Below are 841 nucleotides of genomic sequence, written 5' to 3'. Positions count from 1 at the left end.
ACCAACAAAAACCGCTCATAACTTGAATCATGAGCGGTTTTGATTAAACATGCGTTGAAAAAACTTTAAACCAGTATTAACGCAATAATTGGGAATATCAAAAAATATCCAAAGACGGCCAAAATTGCGTACTTGGTTTCGATACCTTTACCATTAAACTGCATTCTAGCCAGCGTATCGCCAAGCTTCAAAATCGAGATACTATAAAAATAAAAGGCAAATAAGAGAAGTACAATGCTAATAGTAAATATCGCGATGGAAGATAGCGCGCCAAAGAGGACAACCGTTCCTGGGAATAAAATCTCACCTTTGATAATTAGGACCAATAAAACGATCGCGGCACCTGATGCAGAGGCATGGAAAAATATAATATCGTGTAAGGTGGCATCAGCTTTATAAAAGCTGGTTTCGATATTTAGCTTATCGCTACTCAGTGCCCTTGGCATCGAGTCTCTATCAACGATTGATTTATGACCCTTTATATTACTCATGGTCACAAGAAAGGTGAAAAATGTCAGGGCGACCCAAAAGACTACATGTATATTTATCATCATTATTATTCCTAAATCCACTAAAACATGATTTAAAAATATCTTGTACACCGACCCAATTCAATAATCTGCTTCTATTTGTTTAAACCTAACTTTTGGAGAAGTCAGTGCGCTTACATTTATACTATCAGCCTTATCGCTTTGATTTGTAATAAAATGTCTAAGACTTAATTTTGCTGTACTGATGCTATATTCCGTCCTAAATAAAATAAGTATAAATATCATAACGCGCTACTGGAACAAATTTTTCTTTGCTTGCTGTGCCTACGCAGACAGAGGCTGCAAAAAAT

1 protein-coding gene is annotated in these 841 nt (G+C 35.9%); it reads right to left on the bottom strand.

The window, feature by feature from the left end; all coding sequences use genetic code 11:
- Nucleotides 1-65: 65 nt before the first annotated feature.
- Complete coding sequence (locus ACS8FD_RS18675; RefSeq protein ID WP_439276948.1) at nt 66-491, bottom strand: hypothetical protein; 426 nt, start codon at nt 489-491, stop codon at nt 66-68.
- Nucleotides 492-841 lie beyond the last annotated feature (350 nt).

The sequence above is a fragment of the Psychrobacter sp. 1U2 genome, from assembly GCF_051847575.1.
This window is presented reverse-complemented; position numbering and strand designations above follow the sequence as displayed.

Excerpts from the sequence above, each read along its gene's own strand:
- ACS8FD_RS18675 (WP_439276948.1), bottom strand. The coding sequence starts at position 491 with ATGAGTAATATAAAGGGTCATAAATCAATCGTTGATAGAGACTCGATG.